The organism is Listeria cossartiae subsp. cossartiae, from assembly GCF_014224155.1.
Taxonomy (GTDB): Bacteria; Bacillota; Bacilli; order Lactobacillales; family Listeriaceae; genus Listeria; species Listeria cossartiae.
The window spans coordinates 18,583-42,163 of record NZ_JAASUI010000004.1 but is presented as its reverse complement, the minus strand read 5'-3'; the positions used below and the strand labels follow the sequence as shown (position 1 = coordinate 42,163).

Sequence of the window (23,581 nt, the reverse complement as noted above, 5' to 3'; positions counted from 1 at the left end):
ATCATGGCACAAAATATGACAATTAAAGATGATTTTATCCACGCTTTTTCAAGTAATGCGAACGAACCGGATTGGTTTTTAGATATCCGTCGCAATGCTTTTAAAGCCTACGGGGAACTGGACTTGCCTTTTGTGGATAAAACAAAAATTACTCGCTGGAATTTCACGAAGTTTGAGACGTTTGTACCTTTTAAAGAGGGTGTAACGAATGAAACTTTACCGGAAAAAGTAGCGAATTTAGTTGATTTAGATAATAAAGAAGCCAATTTTTACGTTCAAATGGATGAAAGACCTGCGAGACTTCAGTTGCAACAAGAACTAGTTGACCAAGGCGTTATTTTTACAGATATTATTTCCGCTGTGAAAAACCATCCTGAACTTGTGAAAAAATACTTCATGAAAGATGCAGTGCAAGTAAACGAACACAAACTGACAGCTTTTCATGCGGCTTTAGTGAACGGCGGGATCTTCCTTTATGTTCCTAAAAATGTCGAAGTGAAAGCGCCGATTCAAGCTGTTTTCGTACAAGATAAAGCAGAATCTCCACTAGTTAACCATGTGTTGCTTGTGGCGGATGATAATAGCTCGGTTACTTATGTTGAAAACTATGTAACGGTAGATAACGCACCTAAAGGGATTGTGAGCATTGTCGAAGAAGTAATTGCTGAGAAAAATGCGCGGATTACTTTTGGTGGTGTGGATAATCTTGCAAGTGAAGTGACTGCTTACGTGAATCGTCGTGGACACATTGGAACAGATAGTCAAATTGAATGGGCGCTTGGTCTAATGAACGATGGTGATACAATTAATGAGAACGTAACAAACCTAATGGGAGACGGCTCTTCTGCTGATGTGAAAACGGTGACTGTTGGACGCGGTAAACAAACGCAAAACGTGACAACGCGCGTGACACATTACGGAAAAGCTTCTAACGGTACGATTTTATCTCATGGGGTTATGAAAGAAAGAGCGACAACTATTTTTAACGGAATTGGCCACATTAAACATGGCGCTTCTAAGTCTGATGCACAACAAGAATCACGTGTACTCATGCTTAGTCCTGAAGCGCGCGGTGATGCGAACCCAATTTTATTAATCGATGAAAATGACGTAGTAGCAGGACATGCGGCTTCTGTTGGACGCGTGGATCCGTTACAATTATTCTATTTGATGAGTCGCGGGATTTCTCAAAAAGAAGCAGAAAGACTAGTTATTCATGGCTTCTTAGATCCAGTCGTTCGTCAGTTACCAATCGAAAGCGTAAAAACGATGCTTCGTGAAGTAATCGAAGGGAAAGTGCGTTAAATGATTGATATCCAAAAAATTCGGGCGGATTTTCCAATTTTAGCTCAAGAAATAAATGAAAAACCGCTAGCTTATTTAGATAATGCTGCCACTTCACAAAAGCCAAAACAAGTTATTGAAGCTTTAACGCATTACTATGAATTTGATAATGCGAATGTTCACCGCGGTGTGCATACGCTTGCGGCTAGAGCGACAGATGCTTATGAATCAGCTCGTTCCAAAGTAGCCAAGTTTATTCATGCGCGCGAAGTAGCAGAAATTATTTTTACAAGAGGTACTACTTCAGCGATTAATTTAGTTGTAGATAGTTACGCGGAAGCAAATATTGAAGCTGGCGATGAGATAGTTATTTCTTATTTAGAGCATCATTCCAATTTGATTCCGTGGCAACAACTAGCTAAACGCAAGGGCGCGGTTTTGAAATATATCGAGCTAGAAGAAGATGGCACGATTTCTGTCGAGCAAGCGAAAAAAACAATTGGTGAAAAAACGAAAATCGTTGCGTTAGCTCATGTTTCTAATGTACTCGGGACGATCACGCCAATTAAGGAAATCGCAGCAATTGCTCATAAATTTGGAGCGGTGATTCTCGTTGACGGTGCGCAAGCTGTGCCGCACATGGAAGTAAATGTGGTAGATTTAGATGCTGACTTTTATGCTTTTTCAGGGCATAAAATGATGGCACCTACTGGCATTGGCGCTTTGTATGGCAAACGTGAATTACTTGATGCGATGGAACCTACCGAATTTGGCGGAGAAATGATTGATTTTGTTGAATTATACGATTCGACTTGGAAAGAACTGCCGTGGAAATTCGAAGCCGGAACACCAATTATTGGCGGAGCGATTGCGCTAGGTGCGGCGATTGATTACTTGGCAGAAGTCGGACTCGAAAATATTCACGCACATGAACAAGCATTAGCCAGCTACGCGATAGAAGAAATGAGCAAAATCGAAGGCATTACCATTTACGGACCGAAAGACGCGAGTAAACGTTGTGGCTTAGTGACTTTTAATTTAGAAGGTGCACATCCACACGACATTGCGACTATTTTGGACGAAGATGGTGTTGCGATTCGAGCTGGTCATCACTGTGCACAACCGTTGATGAAATGGCTCGACGTTTCTTCCACAGCTCGCGCAAGCTTTTATATTTATAATACAAAAGAAGAAATTGATGCGCTTATAGATGGCCTCAAGTTAACAAAGGAGTATTTTGGATTATGACAAGCCGGAAATTAGATCAGCTTTATAGACAAGTCATTATGGATCACTATAAAAATCCGCGCAATAATGGAGAGCTCCCAGATAGCGATGTAACAATCGACCTCAACAACCCGACATGCGGTGATCAAATTCATCTTCATTTAAAAATGGATGGTGACAAAATCGTTGCGGCAAAATTCACTGGTAGCGGCTGTTCGATTTCGATGGCCTCTGCTTCAATGATGACGCAAAGCATTATCGGGAAAACCGAGAAAGAAGCACTAAAAATGTCCCGCGAATTTTCAGAAATGGTGCAAGGTCACGACCATGAAACCATTGATGAATACGGCGACGTCGAGGCACTTGCCGGAGTTGCGAAATTCCCAGCAAGAATCAAATGTGCGACCCTTTCTTGGAAAGCAATGGAGAGAGCGATTTTTGAAAAAGAAGGAACAAAATAAGTAGCGAAAAGGAGGATACGACATGACTGAAATTCCAGAAATTGGCGAATACCAATATGGATTCCATGACAAAGATACCTCTGTGTTCCGTACAGAACGCGGATTAACAGAAAAAGTAGTAAGAGAAATTTCGAATATTAAAGAAGAACCAGAATGGATGCTAGAATTCCGTTTGAAGTCTTTAGAACAATTTTATAAAATGCCAATGCCGACTTGGGGTGGCGACCTGTCAGAACTGAAGTTTGAAGACATCACTTACTACGTGAAACCGTCCGAACAAACCGTACGTTCTTGGGATGAAGTTCCGGAAGAAATTAAACGTACTTTTGACAAACTGGGTATCCCTGAAGCTGAACAAAAATATTTAGCTGGGGCATCTGCGCAGTACGAATCCGAAGTAGTTTATCACAATATGAAGCAAGACCTAGAAGATTTAGGGATTGTCTTCAAAGATACAGATTCCGCGTTAAAAGAAAACGAAGATATTTTCAAAGAATACTTCGCAAAAGTAATTCCACCAAGCGACAACAAATTCGCAGCGCTAAACTCGGCTGTTTGGTCCGGTGGCTCATTCATCTACGTACCACCAGGCGTCAAAGTTGATACGCCGCTTCAAGCCTATTTCCGCATTAACTCGGAAAACATGGGTCAATTTGAACGGACGCTAATTATCGTTGACGAAAATGCCAGCGTAAACTACGTGGAAGGCTGTACGGCTCCCGTTTATACAACGAATTCCCTTCACTCAGCTGTCGTAGAAATCATTGTAAAACCAGGCGCTTACTGCCGTTACACAACCATCCAAAACTGGGCGAATAACGTGTATAACCTAGTAACGAAACGTACTTTCTGTGAAGAAAATGCGACTATGGAATGGATTGACGGTAACATTGGTTCGAAATTAACGATGAAATACCCAGCAGTACATTTACGAGGCGAAGGAGCACGTGGAACAACGCTTTCTATCGCGATTGCTGGTAAAGGCCAACGTCAAGATGCTGGAGCGAAAATGATGCACTATGCGCCGAATACGTCCTCTACGATTGTATCGAAGTCGATTTCGAAACAAGGCGGAAACGTAACGTACCGCGGAATTGTTCATTTTGGTCGTAATGCAGACGGCGCACGTTCGAATATTGAATGTGATACGCTGATTATGGATAACTTGTCCACATCGGACACAATCCCGTACAACGAAATCCTAAACAGCAACATTTCATTAGAACATGAAGCGAAAGTTTCCAAAGTATCCGAGGAACAACTTTTCTATCTAATGAGCCGTGGTTTAAGTGAAGAAGAAGCGACCGAAATGATCGTTATGGGCTTCATTGAACCATTTACGAAAGAATTACCAATGGAATATGCCGTTGAGATGAACCGTTTGATTAAGTTTGAAATGGAAGGCTCGATTGGTTAAATAAAGCGAAAGACGAACTTTTTAGTTCGTCTTTTTTGATGAAATCCCAAAATAGCAGGGAACAAATCTGGCTTGTATTTTTATAAACAAAGTGATATATTGGTTCCAACAACTTAGCAAAGGACTGATAATTATGACAGAAATTAAATATTTAGAGGGCATGTATCAAGATCCATTCTTTCCACCGTTTCTAGTGGATAAAATTAAGCAACTTATTTTAGATACGGTTCAATTTTTAGAACAAGGGAATCATGATACAGAAGCGATTCAAGCTAAATTTGACGAAATGACATTAGCAATTAATGCGTTGCAAGATGAGTTTTATGAAAATGAGAGTGAATTAGAAACAGGCGCAAGGGATTCCATTGCTGAAACAATCATCCCGATTTTAGCTCATTATAAGATAGATATCGATATTGAAGAACTACTTAAAGAGCGCGAGTGGTAATATATGATTGAAACTTCAACTGTTAGACGGTTGAAGTTTTTTTGTTACTCTGAAGTAAAAACGAGGACCAAATTAAAGGCTTCTCCCTCCTTTTTGCGTTATAATAAACATAAATCAAAAACGATAGAGAGGGTGGCGGTTGATGGTAACAATCGGGTTAACTGGGTGGAGTGATCATGATTCTTTGTTGCAAACGAAAAAATTAACTTTGGCTGATTATGCGGCACATTTTCCTGTGGTGGAGGTTGATACGAGTTTTTATGCGATTCCTTCTCCGCGGACAACGACGAACTGGGCGGTGCAAACTCCAGATGATTTTCGTTTTGTGATTAAGGCTTTTTCGGCGATGACGAAACACAAGGAATGGTCGCAGTATTTTGATAGTGAAAATGCGATGTACACAGCTTACATGGATATGCTTGCGCCGATAAGTGAAACGGGGAAACTACAGGCGATTTTATTTCAATTTCCGCCGTATTTTAATTGTACGAAAGAAAATGTGACTTATTTAAAATATATTGCGTCGAAAATGGGCGATTTGCCACTTGCGGTTGAGTTTCGTCATAATTCTTGGTATAACGAGCAAAATACCGAAAAGACGCTGGATTTGTTGCGCGAATTAGGCTTTATTCATACAGTTGTCGATGAGCCGCAAGTCGGGGCGGGCAGCGTGCCGATTGTGCTTCGTGAGACGAATAGTGATATGACATTAGTAAGGCTTCACGGTCGGAATCAGTATGGCTGGATGAAAGCTAACAGTCCTGAGTGGCGCGAGGTTCGCACGCTTTACCGTTACAATGAAGAGGAAATTAACGAATGGGCTAAATACGTGGAACATTTGCAAAAGTTGTCCAAAGAAGTTGTCGTGATTTTTAATAATAACAGCGGCGGGGATGCGGCTGATAATGCGAAACATTTACAAAAGGCGCTACAGGTTGAGTTTCAAGGCTTGGCTCCGATGCAAATGGATTTATTTTCGGAATAAAAAAAGATGGCGCATCGCTGGCGCCATCTTTTTTATGCTTTTATCCCAATTAAAAAACTAATAACTAAAATAATCAATACAATCCCTGTTATCCCAACATACAAATAATCTTTTTCTTTCAAAAAAGTAAATAACGATACAACGACACGAAGGACGGGCGTCAAAATTAAGCAAAAGAGGCCAAACATCATAATTGCGTATGGTTTAAGCGTCCCTAGCCCGCTGAAAATCGCCGTAAGCGAAGTCGGATAAGTTTCCCCAGGATAGCCACTTTCGCCGGTGATAAATAGCATAACAAGGCCGAAAACAATAATAATCGCACTAAGGACAACACCGATTCGTAACAACGCGCTGACAATTAGCTCGACGCGATACATTTCTTCTTTTTTCTCTGCCATTTAAATCCACCCCAATCCTTCTAAAATCATTTGGAAGGCAACATATAAAATGACGGGAATAAAAATAATCCGAATAACTTTGCTTTTTAAACGTTGCATAATGCGTGTTCCAAGTGTTGCGCCGACAAGTACGCCAATCGCAACAGGCGCTGCAATAGCGGGCTGGATGTCACCTTGGAAAAGATAAACGGTTGCACTGGCCGCCGCGGTTACGCCCATCATTAAATTACTCGTCGCGCTACTTACTTTAAGCGGCATTTTCATAAAGACATCGAGCGCCATGACTTTAAAAGCGCCACTACCGATTCCAAGTAAGCCACTTGCGATTCCGGCGCCATACATCACACCAAAACCAGCTGGGACGTTTGCAACTTGATAGTCCACGTTTTGCCGTAAAGATTTATCGTAATAAGAATCATGTAAGTTTAATTTTGTAGCGAGCGGGTCTGGTTTCACATTGGTAGGAAATTCTGTACCGACCTTTTTAATCATGTTGAACGCAGAATAAAGAAGTAAAAGTCCGAAGATGATGTAGAGTGCCGTGGCCGAGAGCAGTCCACTGACGAAAGCTCCGGTGATTGCGCCGATTGTTGTGGCGATTTCGAGAAACATACCAACGCGTAGGTTCGTAATGCCGTCTTTGATATAAGCAATTGCGGAGCCGCTACTTGTTGCGATAACGGAAATAATACTCGCTCCAATCGCATACTGAATATCAATCCCGAAAATAAGTGTCAAGGCAGGTGTCACGATAATTCCACCACCAAGACCGAGCAAAGAGCCTACAACCCCTGCAAAAACAGAGATTAAAAGAATTTCGACTGTTTGCGTAATATCCAAAAAAATCACATCCCTTTTAAAACAATATATCCTATCATAACATAAAATGAAAAGTGAACAATTCATCCAGTCCTAGTGCGTGTAAAAAAAGTTATTTTAAGCTACAATAGTTATAAGTGAGGAGTGGATGGATTAATGAAACATTTAACTTTATGGCATACGAATGATGTTCATAGTCACTTGGAACATTGGCCACGTATTTTTAATTTCTTAAAAGAGAAAAGGACGACTGCAGACAAAGAAAATAAGTCGGCGCTCTTTTTTGATATTGGCGATTTTATGGACCGGGTTCATCCGCTTACAGAAGGAACGAACGGGCTTGCGAATACGGACTTACTCAATCAGTTGCCGTATGATGCGGTGACTTTTGGTAATAATGAAGGAACGACTTTGGCACATGAAGATTTAGAAAATTTATATAAACATGCGGCGTTTCCAGTGGTTTGCTGTAATTTTTACGCGGATAAAGAACGGACGAAGCAGCCAGATTGGGTGAAGTCGATTGTTTATAAAGAAATAGATCAAATTAAAATTGCTATCATTGGTGCGACGGCGCCGTTTCGGGAATATTATGAGGCAATGGGTTGGGGTGTTGAAGAACCAATCAGCTCGATAAAAAAACAAATGGCTGGTTTGGAAGCAGATACGAACTTGGTTATTTTGCTCAGCCATCTCGGTTTGCCGACGGATGAACGAATTGCCCTTGAAATCCCTGAAATTGATGTGATTTTAGGCGGGCACACGCACCATTTACTCGAAACTGGGAAAGTGGAAGGGAACGCATTGCTTGCTGCGGCGGGAAGATGGGGCGAACATATCGGGCAAATTGATATTGAGCTAGATGACAATAATCAGCTAATCTCGAAAACAGCAACCACATTTAAAACGGAAGATTTGCCGGCTGCTCCAGATGAAGCGACTGAAATTCAAGGTTTCTTTGATAAAGGGCGCGCCGAACTCTCTGAAAAAGTAGTTGCGATTCCCGAGAAGTTAGCGCATAATTGGTTTGATGACTCCGAAATTGCGCACATTTTGAACGAGGCGGTTTGTGAATGGACTGGTTCGGAAACATTTGTGATGAACGCGGGTATTTTTATGACAGATTTTGAAGCGGGCATTGTGACGGATTTTGATATTCACCAAATGTTGCCGCATCCGCTCAACGCGATTGCTTTAACGATGACGGGCGAGGAGCTCGAGATACTTATTGATGGTATTTACCGAAAAAAAGCAGAACTGCAAGATATTCCACTTCGAGGTTTCGGTTTCCGCGGCGAGTATTTTGGTACCGTTTTGATGGACCGAGCGGGTTTTGACGCGGAAAATCAAGTGGCACTTTTTGATAATAAACCGATTGATAAAACACGGGAATACCGGATTGCGACGCATGATACGTTTGTATTCGCGCCATTTTTCCCGATAGTGAAGCAAATTAAACGAAAAGAAGTATATACACCGGAATTACTCCGAGATATTTTAAAATGGAAACTCAAAAAAATGTACGGACAGGAGGAAGACAAGTGACGATTACGATTCAAGATTTAAACTACGAGATTATCACCAATTACCGCGATGCTTTTGACGAGGAAAAGTTAAATGAACGGTTTAGCGATATTCTTGGGCGCTATGATTATATAGTGGGCGACTGGGGTTACGATCAGCTGCGACTGAAAGGCTTTTTCGAAGACGACAACCGCAAAGCCGCATACGACAACAAGATTAGCACGTTAAAAGAATATATTTATGAATACTGTAATTTTGGTTGTGCGTATTTTGTTATTAAAAAAGTAAAATAGTAAATGAGGTAGTTTGGAATTGAAGAATTATAAAGCGTATTTAATTGATTTAGATGGCACGATGTATCGCGGGGCAGAAGTTATTCCCGAAGCAATCATTTTTATCGAAAACTTAAAACGTGCGGGACTCCCGTATTTATTTGTAACAAACAATTCAACAAAAACACCTGGGCAAGTAGCAGAACATTTAACTGGCATGGGAATTCAAGCTGTAAGTGACGATGTTTTTACGACTTCGCAAGCAACCGTGCAATTTATGCTCGAACAAAAACGCGAAAAATCGGTTTATGTTATCGGTGAACGTGGAATAAAACAAGAACTAACGGATAATGGATTTGAAATAACTTCTAGTAATCCAGCTTTTGTCGTTGTGGGGCTTGACCGGGAAGTCGATTATGAGAAATTTTCGAAGGCGGCACTTGCAGTTCGTGGTGGCGCGATGTTTATTTCGACGAATGGCGATGCGGCAATTCCAACTGAGCGCGGGCTGCTTCCGGGAAATGGTTCGATTACATCGGTTGTTTCCGTGGCGACAGAAACGGCGCCGATTTTTATTGGGAAGCCTGAATCGATCATTATGGAGCAAGCACTTGCGAAACTCGGCGTCCATAAAGACGAAGCAATCATGGTTGGCGACAACTACGAAACCGATATTATGGCGGGAATCAATTACGGCATGGATACGTTAATCGTCCATACCGGCTTTACCTCCAAAGAAGCACTACTTACAAAAGAAATCCAGCCTACATACGCTGTAACGAAGCTAACAGATTGGAAATTTAACTAGAAGAGCGGAATTTTTCTGCTCTTTTTTTTAATAAATGGGAGGTTAGGAAATGGTCTCAATTCAAAAAGTAACGAAAGACAATTTTCACGAAACGGCGAAGTTAGAAGTGCATCCTCACCAAAAAACATTTGTTGCAGAAAACTGGTATTCGATTATTGAAGCAAGTTTTGAAGAAACGTATCATTCGCTTGTTATTTATGCGGACAATATGCCGGTTGGTTACGCGATGTACGGTATGGATACGGATGATGGCGAGTTTTGGCTGGTGCGATTTATGACTGGGAAAGAGCATCAAGGTAAAGGCTACGGCGGGGATGCGTTAGAGCAAATTATCGAGATGGTGAAAAATCTACCAGAAAAGCCCGCCCGGCTACGTTTATCTTATGAACCAGACAATATTGTAGCGGAGAAATTTTATGCAAAATATGGTTTTGAGAAAACAGGTGAAATTATCGACGGTGAGGCAGTGGCCGACTTGTGGTTCAAACGCTAAAAACGGGTATAGAATGGGGATAAGGAGGATGTAGAATGGACGTTTTTAATGATTTCTTTGTGATATTTTTAATTGCAGCAACCGCGTTTTTCGTGGCAAGTGAGTTTGCTATTGTCGCAATTCGAAAACCTACTGTCCTCCAGCTAGTAGCCTCAGAGGACCCACGAGCAAAATATGTAAAAAAAGTTACTTCGAATATGAATGATTATTTGGCTGCCTGTCAGTTAGGGAATACACTCGCTGCGCTTGCTATGGGGTGGGTTGGTGAAGCAACGATGCGTGGTTGGTTAGAGCCATTATTTTTAATGTTACCAGTGCCAGAATCTGTTGAAAAGCCGATTTCGATTTTTGTTTCGTTTATTTTAATTACGTTCTTAAATGTGGTACTTGGGGAACTTGCGCCGAAAACATTTACGATTCAAAGCACGGAAAAAGTAGCGCTGTTTATCGCGCGTCCGCTTGTTTATTGGTACCGCCTGACTTTTCCACTTAATTGGCTGTTAAATAACTCAGCGAATTTAATTACGCGGATGTTTGGGGTGAAGCAAACGGTTGATGCGGACCAAATGACACCGACCGAACTGAAGATTATTTTTGAAGATAGCTATAGGCAAGGGCTTTTGAATCCGCAAGAGTTTCGCTATATGAAAAATATTTTTAAACTTGGGGATGTGCCGGCGAAAGAAGTGATGATACCGCGAATGTCGGTGATTGCGATTGATCAAACGGCGACGGTGCGAGATTTGTTGAAATTAACTTCTGAGCATACATATCATATTTTTCCGGTAACAGAAGATGAGGATAAGGATCATATTATCGGGATGCTCCGGGTCAGCGCGGTCATGGCGGGCCTTGGTAAAGATGAAACGATAGTAACACAATCCATTAAGCCATTTATTACACCTGTTTTAGAGGTGTTTGAAGGGACCATTTTAGAAGAATTACTTGTGAAAATGCAGCAAGAAAGTGAGCCGTTTGTTGTTTTGACGGATGAATATGGTGGGACTTCGGGGATTGTGACGTTGGAAGATGTGATGGAAGTGATTGTCGGTGATATGGAAGAAGCGAAGGGGCCAAAAGGGATTCGCAAAGTTGCTTTAAATCATTTTATTATTGAAGGATCTGAGCCGCTCCTGGAAGTGGAAGAAGCGCTCGGGGTTCCGATTGAAGGGCCGGGCGTGCATACGTTGTCGGGATGGATGCTGCTCGAACGGTTTGATTTAGAGGCGGGCGATGAGATGGAGCATGAGGGGTACCGCTTTATCGTGCGCTCGATGAATAAAAACTCGATTCGCCAAGTGGAAGTGAAATTAAGCAAACAAAAACCAGTAAAATCGGAGGAATGACCTCTAGTTTTACTGGTTTTTATTTAATTTACGATGTCGTCATGATAGCTATGAGCGAGACGACTTGCGGCAGCCGCAGCGATGGCGCCAACAATGTCATCAAGGAACGTATGAACGGCGATGCCATCGTGTTCATTTAGTTTTGCGAGAATTCCGGGTTTCACTTTATCGATATAGCCGTAGTTGGTAAATCCAATCGAGCCATATACGTTGACGATGGAAAGTGCGAGAATCTCATCGACGCCGTACAGCCCCTCATCAGCGCTAATGATATTTTGTAGTGGTTGGACAAGTTCGCCTTTCTCGGCCATGACATCAAGCTGTATGCCGGTTAAAACAGCATTTTGAACCTCACGTTTGCGAAGAACATGCTCGACATTTTGCCGACAAATTTCTAATTCTAATCCGGGATGGTACTTTTGTTGTAAAAATAATACAAGTTCGGCAATATCGTCAATTTCTACGCCACGTTCGATGAGCCAACTGCGTGCTTTTGATTCTAAGGCACTTTGTTTTTCGACCATTTTCTTACCTCCTTAAAACTGTATGTATATTGTATGATAGACGTTTACAGGATTTCTAAACCTTTTTATACAAAAATAGCGACCGAATGTTTGGCCGCTAAAATATTTGTTTAAAAAACCTGAACAACTTCTTTAAAGCCGATAATTTTTTCAGCTAAAGTTAATTCGATACCCATTTTTAAAGTCATATCAGAACTGGGGCAAGTCTCGCATGCACCAAGTAGTTTAATTTTTACGACACCGTCTTGTGTGACTTCGATAAGTTCATAGTCCCCGCCATCACGAACTAAAAACGGACGGAACTTTTTTAAAGCTTTATCAACTTCGGCGTAGCTAATTTCTTCCATAGGATATAGTTCTCCTTTCGTGAGGCAATGTTATATTTTCTATTATAACAGGATATGGGGAAATTTAAAGGAATTAAATTGGGTTTTTCTGAGGTCGAAAGTAGTGCAATAGGAAGTAATTACCAAACAAAAACTCTCTTATCCAATTAATAAGAGAGTTTTCGCTGTTTATTTTAGCTGTTTTTCTTAGAGATAGAGTAAATTCCTAAGAGAACGAAACATGTACCAACTAATCCGAACAATATACTATCTTGTTGATTATCGCCGGTTTTCGGTAATTTTGTTTGTTTTTTTATTGTAGTTACTTTGTTTGCTTTTGGTTTGTTTTCGCTAATTTTAAGAGGTGTTTTGTTTTTATCCTCTTTTTTAGGATCGTCTTCTTGTTTAGCATATACAAAGGTGACTGTTTGAGCATCAGTTGTAAATACGCCATTAGCGTTGGTCGGTGTGGCTGTTAACTTCCAACCACTCAAGTTTTTAGCTGTTGCTGCGTAAGATGTATCTAGCTTACCGTTCAATGTATCTGGAGTAGCTAATTCGTTGCCGTCCGCGTCGACATATTTCACGGTAACAGGGGCACCATCTGCTTTTTCGTATACGTAAGTGACCGTTTGGTTAGTGTCTGTAAATGCGCCATTAGCATTGGCAGGAGTCGTTTTAACTACCCAACCAGAAAGACTTTTGGCTGTAGCTTGGTAAGGAGCATCGATTTTGCCGTTCAATGTATCTGGAGTAGCTAATTCGTTGCCATCGCTGTCGAGATATTTCACAGTAACGGGAGCACCATCTGCTTTTTCGTACACATAAGTGACCGTTTGGTTAGTATCTGTAAATATGCCATTAGCATTGGCAGGAGTCGTTTTAACTACCCAACCAGAAAGACTTTTCGCTGTGGCTTGATAAGGTGCGTCGATTTTGCCGTTCAATGTATCGGAAGTAGCTAATTCGTTGCCATCCTCATCGATATATTTCACAGTAACGGGAGCACCATCTGCTTTTTCGTACACATAAGTGACCGTTTGGTTAGTATCTGTAAATACGCCATTAGCGTTGGCAGGAGTCGTTTTGACTGTCCAACCAGAAAGACTTTTCGCTGTAGATTGGTAAGGTGCGTCAATTTTGCCGTTCAATGTGTCAGAAGTAGCTAGTTCGTTGCCAGTACCATCGACATATTTCACGGTAACGGGAGCACCGTCCGCTTTTTCGTACACATAAGTGACTGTTTGGTTAGCGTTTGTAAATACGCCATTAGCATTGGTAGGTGTAGTTTTAACTGTCCAACCTGTGATACTTTTCGCTGTAGATTGGTAAGGTGCGTCGATTTTGCCATTCAGTGTGTCGGAAGTAGCTAGTTCGTTGCCAGTACCATCGAGATATTTCACGGTAACGGGTGCACCATCTGCTTTTTCATACACATAAGTGACTGTTTGGTTAGTGTTTGTAAATACGCCATTAGCATTGGTAGGAGTCGTTTTGACTGTCCAACCAGTGATGCTTTTGGCTGTAGATTGGTAAGGAGCATCAATTTTGCCGTTCAATGTGTCAGAAGTAGCTAATTCATTGCCATCGCCATCGACGTATTTCACGGTAACGGGTGCACCATCTGCTTTTTCGTAAACGTAAGTGACTGTTGTATCACTATCGCCAAATTGTCCTGAAGGTTGGCCTTCAATTTCTTTTAATGTGTAGTTAGTAATTGTTTTTTCTGTTGTTTGATAATTTTCTCCGGATTTACCAGAAATTGTTTCACTTGCAGCTAATTCATTGCCATTTTCATCTTTGTAAAATACGTTTACAGATGAATTGGTTTTTTCGGATACCGTAATTGGTTGTGATACTTTAAGAGAGTAACTAAGCGGTACTCCTTTAGCGGAAGTAGCTGTGAATGTCGCATTGTAAGTCACAGTCTTCGTTCCAATTGGTAAGTTAGAGAAAGAGACTGTTTTATTATCAGCCGATACTGTTCCACCGTCAGAAATACTAGAAATAGGCATTTCTTTGCCATCAATATCTAAAGTAGGGTTATTTGAAATAGCTGTTGCCCCTTCTTTAATATTAATAGTTGGAAGTGTGATAGTTTGGCTATTAACTTGTAAACCTTTATAATCTCCAACGACATCCATGCCTTCAAAAAAATCTTTTAACTTACTTAAATCAGTAATGTTATTATTATCAGCGTAAGCAATAGATAATCCTCTTAGTGTATTTAACGAATCAATGGAAGTTAGGTTGTTATTGTTTAAATAAAGGACTTTAAGTTTTTTCATCGTAGCAATTGGAGCTACATTAGTGAACTTGTTGTAACTTAGATTTAAGTTTGTAATGTGATCATTTGCAGTTAATGCTGCTAAATCGCTAATATTATTCCAAGTTACATCTAATTTCTCAAGTGATTTGAGGTTTGCAAATTTTGTGAATTCTTCATTATTGATTTGATGATATGCTGGATCTAACCAAGCATACGAGTTATAAGAAAATGATTTTAAGTTTTCTTTTTCAAGTAAGGGAGTGAAATCAGTGATATAATCCCCGCCTAGTTCTAATTCTTCGAGTGCTGGCATCTCGCCAAGAGCTTTAATATCATTCAATCCAGTAGAAACACCAACGATTTTTTTCAGATTAGGTAAGTTTTTAATCTGATTTAAATTGGTGATTTCTGTTTGGTTTGAAAAATATAAATTGGTCATGTTGACTGCTTTTTCGAGTCCAGTTAAATCTCTAATTAACCCAGTGACAGGATACCCAGGTGAACTATACATATAGGAAATATCCGCTATAGTAATCGTCTCAAGGTTTGCTTCAGTCAATTCTGTTAAGAACGGATTTCCTATGATATTTTTAAGACCTTCATTTAAATATGGATCCGGGATATTTACTACATCAGTTGATGCTGCTCGTACATTACTAAAAGGTAAAAATACGGTTGTGATTAAAAATAAAACTAACATTATTTTTATTGCTTTTTGCATATGTCTAATTTCCTCCTTTTTTTGAATGTATTCGTAATTAGTTATTCGTTAAAACGGACTATTTCAGCAACAAAAATTAGTTGGGAAATGTAGTTTGAAACGAATATACCTCTAAACAAAGTTATAATATCATGTGGGTTCTCGAGAAATCATGGGTTTTTTAAAAGAAATTTATTGGAAATAGAGTGAAGTTCAAAATTTGGACATATTTGTTTTTGAGTTTTTTTAGGGTGGGAATGTAGGTGGGAGAGAGGGTTTGGTTTTGATGAGCGATGTGGAGAGGGGGTTTTTGAATATATAGAGCATATAAATTAGTTGTTAGGCTTTAAAAATTTTCGAAAATATTGAAAAATGAGTTTTTTTGTATGTATATTTGGGATGTAATTCGCTTTGCTTCGAACGGGTGAATGGGAATATGGGTTTTCGGTTGATGGTGGATGGATTTGGATGGGGGAGGACAGGTTGTGTGGTGGGCGCAGGTTTCTGGAAGGATTACATGCTCGCTGCGCTCGCATGTATATTTGGGCCGTAACTCGTTACACTTCGAACGGGCGAATGGGAATGTGGGTTGTCGGTTGATGGTGGATGGATTTGGATGGGGGAGGACAGGTTGTGTGGGGGCGCACATTTCTGGAAGGATTACATGCTCGTTTTGCTCGCATGCATATTTGGGCCGTAACTCGTTACACTTCGAACGGCCGAATGGGAATGTGGGTTGTCGGTTGATGGTGGATGGATTTGGATGGGGGAGGACAGGTTGTGTGGTGGGCGCAGGTTTCTGGAAGGATTACATGCTCGCTGCGCTCGCATGCATATTTGGCCCGTAACTCGCTTTGCTTCGAACGGGCCAAATAAAAACACGTTCCTAAGGCTCAGAAAGGAACGTGCTCTTTCAACTGGTAAGGTTGAAAGACAATCGGGTTGCGCGCCCGATTGTTAAAGGGAGTGTTACTTATATGTTGACCGTGAAATCACGGGTACAACCGGGATTTGGTTTATCATATTAATACACTACTGCTTTAAAGATTAGCAATGTATTGGAAATATTATAATATATCTGTAAATTCGTGTCAATTCATATCTTTATAAAAATTCATAAAGTTTAATAGTTATGCTTCGTGAAACAGCTTAGTCGCTTTTTCCGGTGGGTTTTTGTACAATGATAATGAGGTGAAGCGTGATGGTAAATGAAGCGAAATTATATGTGTATGGTTCAACGACAATTTGTGCTAGTTGTGTCGGAGCGCCATCCTCGAAGGAAACAGAGGAATGGCTTCGTGCTGCGATTGGTCGGAAGTTTTCTGGGCAGCCTTTTGTGGTGGAGTATGTCGATATTTTTAATCCGCCGAATGAAACTAGTTTAGCGGATATGGCGAATAAAATTGTCGATGAAGATTATATGTATCCAGTGATTGTGGTTGACGGTGAAATTATCGCAGAAGGCAATCCTCGGTTGAAAGATATTTATCAAGTAATGACCGACCGTGGTTACTTGGCAACAATGTAACAGTTTAGGAGGCAATGGGAAATGAATCCGATTGTGGAATTTTGCGTGAATAATTTGGCGAGTGGGGCGGATGCTGTGTTTGCGAAATTAGATGCGGATGATAATTTAGACGTGATTGAATATGATTGTCTGACATATTGTGATTTATGCGCGACGAGTTTGTTTGCTTTAGTGGACGGGGAAGTGGTTCGCGGAGAAACGGCGGAAGAATTGGTTGCGAATATATATACATTTTTGGAAGAAAATCCGTTTTAATATAGAGAAAAGCGATGAGGCTCGTAATGAGAGCTCATCGCTTTTTATTAGTTGAAAAATTGCTTGATTGGCGTGTCGCCGCTTTCGATGGTGTAGGTTTTGTAGAAGCTAGCTTTCTCGGTTAAAGCTTCACTGATAAAACTGGCAACATCAGCTCGCGGGATGTTTGTCTTAGGTTTTCCAGAAACTTCAGCGATTTTGCCAGTGGCTGGATCATCTGAGAGGCCAACTGGGCGGACAATGGTGTAATCAAGTCCACTTTGTTTCAGCGCTTCATCGGCTGCTTGTTTGGCTTTTAAATAATGGATAAGTGATTCGGGGCCGTTTTCTGGGTTGTCGGCGCCGTACGAACTAACAATGATAAACCGGCGCACACCTTTTTCTTTGGCGGTTTCAATGGCTTTAATGGCACCGTTTTGGTCAATGTTAATAGTTTCGGAAGCGGGCGTGTGACCTCCAGAACCAGCTGTGAAAATGACTGCTTCAATTTCATCATAAGCATAGTTGAAATCTTTTTTTAGATCGGCGATAATCGGCTTTGCGCCAAGTTTTTCCAGCTCGCTTACTTGTTCAGCTTTTCTAACCATCGCTCGGACAAAAAAGCCTTTTTCCATAGCAAGTTTTTCAACTAAATGCCGACCGATTTTGCCATTTGCGCCAATTACGAGTACATTCATTGCTAATCTCCTCCTAAAAAATATCTACAAAGAACTTTTCCCGGTGAGTAAAAAATAAAACCACAAGTCGCCTCGTGGTTTTGGTTGTTATTCGAATAATGATGTGGAGTGCATTGGTTGTACGCGTGTTTTTGGATCAATGAAATTCATCGCATTATTGACGGCTGTTGGAGCTTCACCAAAACCGGTCGCAATTAGTTTTACTTTGCCATCGTAAGTGCAAATATCACCTGCGCAGTATATGCCTGGAATGCTCGTTTCCATTTTTGAATTAACGATAATCGAGTTGCGCTCTAGCTCTAAGCCCCAATTTTTAATCGGACCAAGCGAAGAAACGAAACCGTAGTTAATGATGAAATCGTCAATCTCGAGCGTTTCGGTGGTATCGCCTTTGACTTCTTGCAATGTAATATGCGTCAGTTTATCACCGTTACCGAGTACTTCGGTTGGGATAAATGGTGTTTTAATCGCGATAGATGATTTTTCTAAATTGTTCACGCTATGCTCGTGCGCACGGAACGCATTACGACGGTGAACGATTGCGACCGAACTTGCCACTTTTTCAAGCATGAGTGCCCAGTCAACCGCAGAATCCCCGCCACCACAAACAGCAACGCGGCGACCAGAAAAACGGCTAAGGTCATTAATGAAGTAATGAATATTCTTGCCTTCGTATTGCTCTGCTTCTGGAAGGTCAAGACGTCTTGGTTCGAATGCGCCGTTTCCAGCAGTAATAATAATCGCCTTACTATAATGTGTATCTTTCTTCGTGATGATTTCAAATGTGCCATCGACTTGCTTTTCCACGCTTTGAACAGCTTCCTCTAGCGCAATGGTCGGATCAAATGGTTTCATTTGTTGAATCAAATTGTTAACAAGTTCCTGTGCGCGAACAGAAGGATAGCCTGGAATATCATAAATATATTTCTCAGGATAAAGCGTGGAAAGTTGTCCACCTAATTGCGGTAAACTTTCTATTATTTTCACACTCGCATTGCGCATTCCGGCATAAAAAGCAGCAAATAGCCCAACCGGTCCACCACCAATGATCGTGATATCATAAATTTTTGTTTTTTCATCCAAAATACATCACCCCCTAGTTCCTAATTTCCCTATGAAATCCCTAAAGTTGCAATAAGCATATTTTAGCATATATTGTTGAAAAAGAATGTTTACGGGATTGCACGAATGAAAAAAGCACGAAAATGAACTAGACCAATTATGCCGCAAATAAAAGATTTTTGCGAAAACCAAGCCATCTCAGAGCTTTATTGTGAAAAAAATCGTATACCACTTGAACCATGCTCCAAAGAAGCTTAAACGCTTGAGTTCGCTTTCTTGAAAATGAAAGTTAAAAAGTCTATGATATAGTTTGTAAGCTGTGAAATAGGGAATATATTGGTACTTACCATTTTCGCTTTTTTCATTGTTTGCAGTAGATTTTTAGCGCAATCTACATAGGTGCAGTAAGAAATTCTTAATGCAATTTTTTTTGTGAAGAAAAATATAAGGGAAAGTAGATGTGATAACAGATGAGTAAACCAAAAATTGTCATTCTCGGAGCAGGATACGGGGGACTAAAAACTTTACGCAAGTTACAACAAAGAAACTTGGAAGCCGAGATCGTTCTAGTGAATAAGAATGACTATCACCACGAAACGACTTGGTTACATGAAGCAGCAGCTGGAACAATTGAACCAGAAAAATTAATGTATCCATTAGACAAAGTCGTTAACAATACGAAAACGACATTTATCCAAGATACGGTCGTAAAAATTAATAAAGACGAAAAAACAGTCACACTAGATGCAAATGGCGATATCAGCTATGACTATTTATTAATTGGACTTGGGTCAGAAGCAGAAACATTTGGCATCAGTGGTTTGAAAGAATATGCCTTCACTATTACAAGTGTAGAATCCGTTAAAAAAATCCGTGCGCACATTGAAGCGCAATTTGCAAAATGGAAAACAGACCCACGCGATGAATTATTAACAATTATCGTTGGTGGCGCTGGCTTTACTGGAATTGAGTTTCTTGGGGAATTAACTAATCGCATTCCAGAACTAGTGAAACAATATGATGTACCACGCGAAAAAGTGCGCATTTATTGCATGGAAGCTGCTCCAAAAGTATTACCACAATTTGATGCGAAACTCGTTGATTATGGTGTGGGTGTACTGGAAGATCGCGGCGTAGAATTCCATGTCGGTAAACCAGTCAAAGAGGCTACAGCTGACGGCGTAAAATATGCCGAAAGTGAAAATGAAATTCGCGAAATCAAAGCAGCAACGATTATTTGGGCTGCTGGTGTTCGTGGAAATAGCGTGATTGAAGCATCCGGTTTTGAAGCTGGTCGTGGTCGTGTGAAAGTAAACAACAATTTAACCGTTCCTGGTAACGAAGAAATTTTAATTGTTGGTGACTGCTCACTCATCATCAACCCAGCAAACGACCGTCCATTCCCGCCAACTGCCCAAATCGCCATGCAACAAGCCGATGTGGCTGCAGTGAACTTAGCTAAATTAGTTAACGGCGAAACAGATCTACAAGACTTTGTTTATCATGAAAAAGGAACGGTCTGCTCTCTAGGCGATAATGATGCAATTGGTGTCGTTTTCGGTAAAAACTTGAAAGGCTACCCAGCTTCCGTTATGAAAAAAGTCATTGATGACCGCGCGCTACTACTTATTGGTGGTTCAGGCGTTCTAGCAAGTAAAGGTAAGTTTAAATTTTATAAATAAGACTTTTAAAGGCAATATCTGTTAGTGCAGATATTGCTTTTTTGTTATGTTATAATGAAGAAAAACTGAAAGAAGGTACGTCCATGAAACAACTTTTTGAGATACTTCCTAACGAGTGGGCAGAGAAATTTTTAAATACAATGAAAGAACGTATTGAGTTGAGCTTTACAACTGGAGACTCGATCTCTTTAGTAGAAAGCAAAGTTGGTGGACGGGGCTATTTGCCAAAAGAACAAGGGTATCCAGTGAATGAAGAAGGCAAGGCGCTTTCCTTTTTAGCACAAATAAATTTTGCGGAAATGCCAAAAATGGAACATTATCCAGAGTCTGGCTTGCTCGCTTTTTATGTTAATTATCAGAGTGATTTGTATGGTCTTGATTTTGATGATCAAACAGAGCAAAATGGTTTCCGTGTATTTTTCTTTGAGGATTTAGAAAGAGTGAGCATGACTGCGGAAGAGCAAGATGTATATTTTGAAGGTATTGATAAATCGGACCTTTATACTGTTGTTAAAGGTGAGTATAAGATTGCTGGGCGAGTAACGAAAGAACTTTTAATGAATGATATTCTAGAGTTTGAAAAGGAATTTGGTAGTGGTTTTTATGACGTAATGGAGCAAATTTTTGGTGATGATGAAGAGAAAGCGAATGAGTTATTTGACCTTGCAACATATAGTAGCCAAATTGGTGGTTTTCCGTTCTTCACTCAAGAAGATCCGCGCATACGTACAGAAAACTCATATCACGACACATTGCTGTTTCAATTAGATAGTGAGTACAGTGAAGAACCAGGTGCCGAAATAAATATCATGTGGGGCATGAGTGGAGTCGGCAACTTCTTTATTAATAAACAGGATTTAATTAATCGGGATTTTTCGAATGTTATTTTTAACTGGGATTGTTAAAGAACCACGTTACAAAAAAGAAAGAAGGTAAATCATGGAAGAACTTTTTGATATACTTCCTAGTGAATGGGCAGAACGATTTTTAGAAACAGAGAAAGAGCGGATAGAATTAAGCTTTAAAAATGCGGGCACGCTGTCATTGCTGCAAAGTAAAGCTGGTGGGCGAGGTTACTTGCCGAAAGAACAAGGCTATCCGGTGACCGAAGAAGGCAAGCCGCTTTCGCTATTAGCGCAAATTAATTTTTCGGAAATGCCACAAATGGAAAATTATCCGGAATTTGGTTTGCTTGCTTTCTATGTGGATTTTCAGGATGATTTATATGGACTTGATTTTGAAAATCCAACGAGCCAAGAAGGTTTTCGGGTGTTTTTCTTTGATGACCTAGGAAGCGAAAGTTTGACTGTCGAAGAACAAGATGCCTTTTTTGAAGATGTGGCAAAAAGTGATTTTTACCCAGTGGTAAACGGCGAGTTTAAAATTACTGGCCTAGTATCGGACCAAATCTTATTACAAGATAGCTTTGATTTCGAAAATGAATTTGGAAGCACTTTTTATGAGTTAGCGGACCAAATTTTTGCGGAAGATGAAGATAAATCTGAAGCATTATACCAACTTGGTAAAGAATGTAGTCAAATTGGCGGATATCCATTTTTCACCCAAGAAGACCCGCGGATGTATTCAGAAAATCCACACCATGACACACTTTTATTCCAATTAGCATCTGAGGATTTTGATGAAAGTAGAATGGCGATCATGTGGGGCGACTGTGGTGTCGGGAACTTCTTTATTAATAAGCAAGATTTAATCAATCGGGACTTTTCCAACATTTTGTATAATTGGGATTGTTCTTGACGAAAAAGCAGAAATTCACTCCGAATTTCTGCTTTTTTTATTATGCTCGAGCTATTTTTCTAATGCTAGCCCACCAATTTTTATTAACGATAAAAGCTGTCAGTAGAATAAACGGGAAAAATTGTAGCGGGAAAATAAACAATAGAATTGAAGCAGTTAGAACAGGTTTACCAACGATTTTCGTACAACAAGCAGTCACAAATACAGTAATTAAAAATCCAGTCGATCCATCAATCCAATATGTTGCTATGTACCCCATCACCGTACTTGTAAAAATTGCTGGGAAAATCGCGCCACCGTTCCAGCCGGTTGCTAAACAAATTGCGACCAAAACAGGTTTTAATAGTGCGATAATAAGTAAAAAGGGAATCGAATAATTTTGCACAGTAGTCGTTAATTCGATTAGCTGATGTTCGCCGGAAAATAACATAAATGATGAAATAATACCAAATAAACCAATGCTCAAACCGCCGATAATAGCTGCGACCATTTTATTTTTAATCACAGAAGCTGCTTTCCCAATATAGACTTGGAGTTGCTGAAAATAAACGCTAAAGAGCCAGCCGAGAATGATTGTAGGAATAAAAAGTAAAATAAACCACCAAGACCATCCCATATCAGGCAGCCGAATTGCAAAAATACTCGCCGGCATTTTTAAAAAGGATTTTAGCCAAAGGAAAGATCCGAGCGCGCTAAAGGAAATGAGCAGCGATAACACTAATTTAGAGTTTTTAGGGATTTTTCGCGCTTGGCTACTTTCGTCAATTTCTTCAGCTAGCCCACTAAACGGCGCATGGAAAATACTAGAAATAATCGCACCAACGCTTAGGCTAACAAGTTCCTCTTTATGCGCCATAGATAGTTTTAAATGATCAATAATCCAAGTTGTCGCACCACCAACAATCCCAATTAAAGCAGCTTCCGGTCCAACGCTCGCTCCAAATGTTAAAATAATCCAAGCGCTAAGTATCGTAGGAAGCAGAACTTTACGGTATTCCATCCGCCCAGTTTTTTTCGCTTCGGCAATATTATCATGCATTGAATGCGGATAGTCGCCAAGTTTCAGTTGAACCATCCCTACAAAAAAACTACCAATCAAGCCAATTAGTAGAGGATAATACCATGAAAAATCAAACTGATTAGGAAGGTAATCCCATAAAAATGTCGTGGCAAAGTGAACCATTGCTAAAAATAAAGCGGCAATTATCCCCACTAAGATTCCGAGGATAAACGTATAAACGCCAAAAATGAATGTTACCTTTTTCACCGAAGTCAGCCCCTTTGTAAAAATCCATTGATAGCATGATTTTCCCTTTAA

Annotated in this window: 27 protein-coding genes; 19 read left to right on the top strand and 8 right to left on the bottom strand. The window is 40.3% G+C overall.

Annotated features, from left to right (window positions below):
* Positions 1-3: 3 nt before the first annotated feature.
* From sufD to HCJ30_RS11570, 6 genes are all read left to right on the top strand, one after another.
* A complete protein-coding gene (gene sufD / locus HCJ30_RS11595) occupies positions 4-1,305 on the top strand; it encodes a Fe-S cluster assembly protein SufD (protein ID WP_185392277.1) in 1,302 nt (433 codons plus the stop codon).
* Positions 1,306-2,532 carry a cysteine desulfurase gene (locus tag HCJ30_RS11590; RefSeq protein WP_185392276.1) on the top strand — a complete coding sequence of 409 codons (1,227 nt, stop codon included), beginning with the start codon at positions 1,306-1,308 and terminating at the stop codon, positions 2,530-2,532.
* The gene (gene sufU, locus HCJ30_RS11585) at positions 2,529-2,972 is read left to right on the top strand and encodes a Fe-S cluster assembly sulfur transfer protein SufU (RefSeq protein ID WP_003722439.1); all 444 of its coding nucleotides are present in this window, start codon (positions 2,529-2,531) and stop codon (positions 2,970-2,972) included. The genes HCJ30_RS11590 and sufU overlap by 4 nt, the downstream gene beginning before the upstream one ends.
* Before the next feature lie 22 nt (positions 2,973-2,994).
* The gene (gene sufB / locus HCJ30_RS11580; protein WP_003739681.1) at positions 2,995-4,389 is read left to right on the top strand and encodes a Fe-S cluster assembly protein SufB; all 1,395 of its coding nucleotides are present in this window, start codon (positions 2,995-2,997) and stop codon (positions 4,387-4,389) included.
* Between the two features lie 133 nt (positions 4,390-4,522).
* The gene (locus HCJ30_RS11575; protein ID WP_185392275.1) at positions 4,523-4,837 is read left to right on the top strand and encodes a DUF5713 family protein; all 315 of its coding nucleotides are present in this window, start codon (positions 4,523-4,525) and stop codon (positions 4,835-4,837) included.
* A gap of 142 nt (positions 4,838-4,979) precedes the next feature.
* Entirely contained in the window at positions 4,980-5,822 is an 843-nt protein-coding gene (locus HCJ30_RS11570) for a DUF72 domain-containing protein (protein ID WP_185392417.1), read from the top strand.
* 32 nt (positions 5,823-5,854) lie between these two features.
* Here the strand turns inward: HCJ30_RS11570 and HCJ30_RS11565 are convergent, their stop codons facing one another.
* A complete protein-coding gene (locus HCJ30_RS11565; protein ID WP_003722429.1) occupies positions 5,855-6,220 on the bottom strand; it encodes a DUF1634 domain-containing protein in 366 nt (121 codons plus the stop codon).
* Positions 6,221-7,060, bottom strand: coding sequence for a sulfite exporter TauE/SafE family protein (locus tag HCJ30_RS11560; RefSeq protein ID WP_008948654.1), 840 nt, complete (start codon positions 7,058-7,060; stop codon positions 6,221-6,223).
* 135 nt (positions 7,061-7,195) lie between these two features.
* On the opposite strand from HCJ30_RS11560, the gene HCJ30_RS11555 reads away from it, so the two are divergent.
* The 5 genes from HCJ30_RS11555 to HCJ30_RS11535 are packed head-to-tail and all read left to right on the top strand — an operon-like array spanning position 7,196 to position 11,482.
* Positions 7,196-8,584: a bifunctional metallophosphatase/5'-nucleotidase gene (locus HCJ30_RS11555; protein WP_185392274.1), complete on the top strand. Its 1,389-nt coding sequence runs from the start codon at positions 7,196-7,198 to the stop codon at positions 8,582-8,584.
* Positions 8,581-8,856: a YutD family protein gene (locus tag HCJ30_RS11550; protein WP_003722426.1), complete on the top strand. Its 276-nt coding sequence runs from the start codon at positions 8,581-8,583 to the stop codon at positions 8,854-8,856. The genes HCJ30_RS11555 and HCJ30_RS11550 overlap by 4 nt, the downstream gene beginning before the upstream one ends.
* A 19-nt stretch (positions 8,857-8,875) precedes the next feature.
* A complete protein-coding gene (locus HCJ30_RS11545; protein ID WP_185392273.1) occupies positions 8,876-9,643 on the top strand; it encodes a TIGR01457 family HAD-type hydrolase in 768 nt (255 codons plus the stop codon).
* A gap of 49 nt (positions 9,644-9,692) precedes the next feature.
* A complete protein-coding gene (locus HCJ30_RS11540) occupies positions 9,693-10,136 on the top strand; it encodes a GNAT family N-acetyltransferase (RefSeq protein ID WP_185392272.1) in 444 nt (147 codons plus the stop codon).
* 35 nt (positions 10,137-10,171) lie between these two features.
* The gene (locus tag HCJ30_RS11535) at positions 10,172-11,482 is read left to right on the top strand and encodes a hemolysin family protein (protein WP_185392271.1); all 1,311 of its coding nucleotides are present in this window, start codon (positions 10,172-10,174) and stop codon (positions 11,480-11,482) included.
* A 23-nt stretch (positions 11,483-11,505) separates the two neighbouring features.
* On the opposite strand, the gene HCJ30_RS11530 is transcribed toward HCJ30_RS11535, so the two are convergent.
* The 3 genes from HCJ30_RS11530 to HCJ30_RS11520 all read right to left on the bottom strand — a co-directional run bounded on the left by HCJ30_RS11530 (position 11,506) and on the right by HCJ30_RS11520 (position 15,322).
* Positions 11,506-12,006, bottom strand: coding sequence for a phosphatidylglycerophosphatase A family protein (locus HCJ30_RS11530; protein ID WP_003722422.1), 501 nt, complete (start codon positions 12,004-12,006; stop codon positions 11,506-11,508).
* A gap of 110 nt (positions 12,007-12,116) precedes the next feature.
* Complete coding sequence (locus tag HCJ30_RS11525; protein WP_003725591.1) at positions 12,117-12,353, bottom strand: NifU family protein; 237 nt, start codon at positions 12,351-12,353, stop codon at positions 12,117-12,119.
* 173 nt (positions 12,354-12,526) lie between these two features.
* On the bottom strand, positions 12,527-15,322 hold the full coding sequence (locus HCJ30_RS11520; protein WP_185392270.1) for a MucBP domain-containing protein: 2,796 nt from the start codon (positions 15,320-15,322) through the stop codon (positions 12,527-12,529).
* Positions 15,323-15,784: 462 nt separating this feature from the next.
* On the opposite strand from HCJ30_RS11520, the gene HCJ30_RS14330 reads away from it, so the two are divergent.
* From HCJ30_RS14330 to HCJ30_RS11505, 5 genes are all read left to right on the top strand, one after another.
* Positions 15,785-15,901 carry a hypothetical protein gene (locus HCJ30_RS14330; RefSeq protein WP_260444434.1) on the top strand — a complete coding sequence of 39 codons (117 nt, stop codon included), beginning with the start codon at positions 15,785-15,787 and terminating at the stop codon, positions 15,899-15,901.
* Positions 15,902-15,907: 6 nt separating this feature from the next.
* Positions 15,908-16,048 (top strand): hypothetical protein, encoded by a 141-nt coding sequence (locus HCJ30_RS14325; protein ID WP_260444433.1) that lies wholly within the window; start codon positions 15,908-15,910, stop codon positions 16,046-16,048.
* A 31-nt stretch (positions 16,049-16,079) separates the two neighbouring features.
* Positions 16,080-16,262, top strand: coding sequence for a hypothetical protein (locus HCJ30_RS11515; protein WP_185392416.1), 183 nt, complete (start codon positions 16,080-16,082; stop codon positions 16,260-16,262).
* A 240-nt stretch (positions 16,263-16,502) separates the two neighbouring features.
* Positions 16,503-16,829 carry a YuzD family protein gene (locus tag HCJ30_RS11510; protein ID WP_185392415.1) on the top strand — a complete coding sequence of 109 codons (327 nt, stop codon included), beginning with the start codon at positions 16,503-16,505 and terminating at the stop codon, positions 16,827-16,829.
* Between the two features lie 21 nt (positions 16,830-16,850).
* On the top strand, positions 16,851-17,084 hold the full coding sequence (locus HCJ30_RS11505) for a YuzB family protein (RefSeq protein ID WP_185392269.1): 234 nt from the start codon (positions 16,851-16,853) through the stop codon (positions 17,082-17,084).
* Between the two features lie 47 nt (positions 17,085-17,131).
* On the opposite strand, the gene HCJ30_RS11500 is transcribed toward HCJ30_RS11505, so the two are convergent.
* Positions 17,132-17,761: an SDR family oxidoreductase gene (locus HCJ30_RS11500; protein ID WP_185392268.1), complete on the bottom strand. Its 630-nt coding sequence runs from the start codon at positions 17,759-17,761 to the stop codon at positions 17,132-17,134.
* 87 nt (positions 17,762-17,848) lie between these two features.
* A complete protein-coding gene (locus HCJ30_RS11495; protein WP_185392267.1) occupies positions 17,849-18,844 on the bottom strand; it encodes an NAD(P)/FAD-dependent oxidoreductase in 996 nt (331 codons plus the stop codon).
* Between the two features lie 449 nt (positions 18,845-19,293).
* On the opposite strand from HCJ30_RS11495, the gene HCJ30_RS11490 reads away from it, so the two are divergent.
* The 3 genes from HCJ30_RS11490 (at position 19,294) to HCJ30_RS11480 (ending at position 22,263) form a co-directional block, all read left to right on the top strand.
* Entirely contained in the window at positions 19,294-20,505 is a 1,212-nt protein-coding gene (locus HCJ30_RS11490; RefSeq protein ID WP_185392266.1) for an NAD(P)/FAD-dependent oxidoreductase, read from the top strand.
* Between the two features lie 83 nt (positions 20,506-20,588).
* A complete protein-coding gene (locus HCJ30_RS11485; RefSeq protein WP_185392265.1) occupies positions 20,589-21,410 on the top strand; it encodes a YwqG family protein in 822 nt (273 codons plus the stop codon).
* 34 nt (positions 21,411-21,444) lie between these two features.
* Positions 21,445-22,263, top strand: coding sequence for a YwqG family protein (locus HCJ30_RS11480; RefSeq protein ID WP_185392264.1), 819 nt, complete (start codon positions 21,445-21,447; stop codon positions 22,261-22,263).
* Between the two features lie 40 nt (positions 22,264-22,303).
* Here the strand turns inward: HCJ30_RS11480 and HCJ30_RS11475 are convergent, their stop codons facing one another.
* Positions 22,304-23,530 (bottom strand): chloride channel protein, encoded by a 1,227-nt coding sequence (locus HCJ30_RS11475; RefSeq protein ID WP_185392263.1) that lies wholly within the window; start codon positions 23,528-23,530, stop codon positions 22,304-22,306.
* Between the last annotated feature and the right edge of the window lie 51 nt (positions 23,531-23,581).

Coding starts and splice junctions, on each gene's coding strand:
- sufD (WP_185392277.1), top strand. CDS start 4: ATGGCACAAAATATGACAATTAAAGATGATTTTATCCACGCTTTTTCA.
- HCJ30_RS11590 (WP_185392276.1), top strand. CDS start 1,306: ATGATTGATATCCAAAAAATTCGGGCGGATTTTCCAATTTTAGCTCAA.
- sufU (WP_003722439.1), top strand. CDS start 2,529: ATGACAAGCCGGAAATTAGATCAGCTTTATAGACAAGTCATTATGGAT.
- sufB (WP_003739681.1), top strand. CDS start 2,995: ATGACTGAAATTCCAGAAATTGGCGAATACCAATATGGATTCCATGAC.
- HCJ30_RS11575 (WP_185392275.1), top strand. CDS start 4,523: ATGACAGAAATTAAATATTTAGAGGGCATGTATCAAGATCCATTCTTT.
- HCJ30_RS11570 (WP_185392417.1), top strand. CDS start 4,980: ATGGTAACAATCGGGTTAACTGGGTGGAGTGATCATGATTCTTTGTTG.
- HCJ30_RS11565 (WP_003722429.1), bottom strand. CDS start 6,220: ATGGCAGAGAAAAAAGAAGAAATGTATCGCGTCGAGCTAATTGTCAGC.
- HCJ30_RS11555 (WP_185392274.1), top strand. CDS start 7,196: ATGAAACATTTAACTTTATGGCATACGAATGATGTTCATAGTCACTTG.
- HCJ30_RS11540 (WP_185392272.1), top strand. CDS start 9,693: ATGGTCTCAATTCAAAAAGTAACGAAAGACAATTTTCACGAAACGGCG.
- HCJ30_RS11535 (WP_185392271.1), top strand. CDS start 10,172: ATGGACGTTTTTAATGATTTCTTTGTGATATTTTTAATTGCAGCAACC.
- HCJ30_RS11530 (WP_003722422.1), bottom strand. CDS start 12,006: ATGGTCGAAAAACAAAGTGCCTTAGAATCAAAAGCACGCAGTTGGCTC.
- HCJ30_RS11525 (WP_003725591.1), bottom strand. CDS start 12,353: ATGGAAGAAATTAGCTACGCCGAAGTTGATAAAGCTTTAAAAAAGTTC.
- HCJ30_RS11520 (WP_185392270.1), bottom strand. CDS start 15,322: ATGCAAAAAGCAATAAAAATAATGTTAGTTTTATTTTTAATCACAACC.
- HCJ30_RS14325 (WP_260444433.1), top strand. CDS start 15,908: ATGGATTTGGATGGGGGAGGACAGGTTGTGTGGGGGCGCACATTTCTG.
- HCJ30_RS11510 (WP_185392415.1), top strand. CDS start 16,503: ATGGTAAATGAAGCGAAATTATATGTGTATGGTTCAACGACAATTTGT.
- HCJ30_RS11505 (WP_185392269.1), top strand. CDS start 16,851: ATGAATCCGATTGTGGAATTTTGCGTGAATAATTTGGCGAGTGGGGCG.
- HCJ30_RS11500 (WP_185392268.1), bottom strand. CDS start 17,761: ATGAATGTACTCGTAATTGGCGCAAATGGCAAAATCGGTCGGCATTTA.
- HCJ30_RS11490 (WP_185392266.1), top strand. CDS start 19,294: ATGAGTAAACCAAAAATTGTCATTCTCGGAGCAGGATACGGGGGACTA.
- HCJ30_RS11485 (WP_185392265.1), top strand. CDS start 20,589: ATGAAACAACTTTTTGAGATACTTCCTAACGAGTGGGCAGAGAAATTT.
- HCJ30_RS11480 (WP_185392264.1), top strand. CDS start 21,445: ATGGAAGAACTTTTTGATATACTTCCTAGTGAATGGGCAGAACGATTT.